Annotated in this window: 1 protein-coding gene; it reads left to right on the forward strand. The window is 64.2% G+C overall.

The features are described 5' to 3' along the window. Positions 1–104 precede the first annotated feature (104 nt). A complete protein-coding gene (locus LY05_RS15025; protein ID WP_148923709.1) occupies positions 105–1,019 on the forward strand; it encodes a hypothetical protein in 915 nt (304 codons plus the stop codon). Positions 1,020–1,288: the final 269 nt, after the last annotated feature.

A 1,288-nucleotide genomic window follows, 5' to 3' on the forward strand; every position in this document is an offset into this window, starting at 1 on the left:
GTCTCTGTCCAGGCCATCGTGCACTCCATCTCGTCTCGCAAACGGACGGAATTACAACCTGCTGAGATCGCTCAACTCTTTTCGGGTTCGGCTCTAAGACGGCCGTGGCTCTGCTGCTCCAGGCGATGGAAACCCGCGTCGGCAAGGTGCAGGTGGCCACGCTTAGGCAGGTGGCGCCTCGGGCAGCGGACAAGCTGCTCGAGGCCAGGCTGTTGGTGGCGACCGGGCGCATCCCGGTCGTCGCCGCGATGGATGGCTATGAGGACGAGCCCATTCCGGCGGAATGGTGCCCGGAGCGCGGGCAGTACGGGTATCGCGACAGCGTCGGTCGCTGGATCACCGTGGAAGCGGGGGAGATCGCCGCCTGTGCCGTCGACTATCCGCTGGTATTGGCGAAGATGCTGGTGGCCTTCGAGCGTGCCGGGGCATCGCGTCCGAACCCCTTGATCGACGGATTCGTCTGGGATGTCGGAACCATCAGGCTGAAGGGTGCGAAGTCGCCGGTGCCGGTCTGGTTCGCGCGCCGTCTTGCCGATCCAGCCGTCTGGACCAAGCTCGATGCACTCCTCGAGCGAAGGGCCCCTGAAGAGGTCCGGGTCATCCTGACGTCGACATCGGGCGATCGCATCCCCACTACACTCAGCGAGCGAAACGTGATCGTCGGCGTGGCCGATGTGCTCGGCGCCCCGAGCACACTCGCGATCTCGCCGCATGCGCTCGGGGCCCGCGTGTTTCCGGGTCAGGTACAGCGCCGGTTCCCGATCGATCATTCGGAAGAATGCGGGCTGGTCTGGCACCGCAGTGAAACGCTGACCTTCAGCGGAGACAAGCAGCGTCGCCTGCTGCAGATCCTGTTCGCAGCCTACTGGTCCAGGTCGGCCGTCCTTCGGATAGCGGCAGTTTTGGAAGAGGCGGGCTACGGCGGTCAGGTGAACACGCTGAAGAAAGCCTTCGGCCGCCGCAACGACTGGCGGCGATTCATCAGGTTCGATGACGGGAACTGCTGGATCGATCCCTGATCGTGTGACCTCTGTTTCTGCGAAAGGCCGTTCCCCGGGGCGGCCTTTTGGCATTTCAGGACAGCGATCTTCGCGAACTCCCGCTCTGCCTCCCAGTTGCCTCCCCGGTGCCTCCCGCCCGGTCGGCGATGGTCCTTCGCAGGCATTCGGCCAAACGCGCAGGAGACGAAGATGTCATACCAACGTGCACGGATCAGGACCCATGCGCCCAGTCGCGCATGCCGATCGTCATGATGCGCCACGGCTGGTCCACGAGCTTGTTCCATGCT

Origin of the sequence: Oceanicella actignis (assembly GCF_008124525.1) — a bacterium.
GTDB classification, from domain to species: domain Bacteria; phylum Pseudomonadota; class Alphaproteobacteria; order Rhodobacterales; family Rhodobacteraceae; genus Oceanicella; species Oceanicella actignis.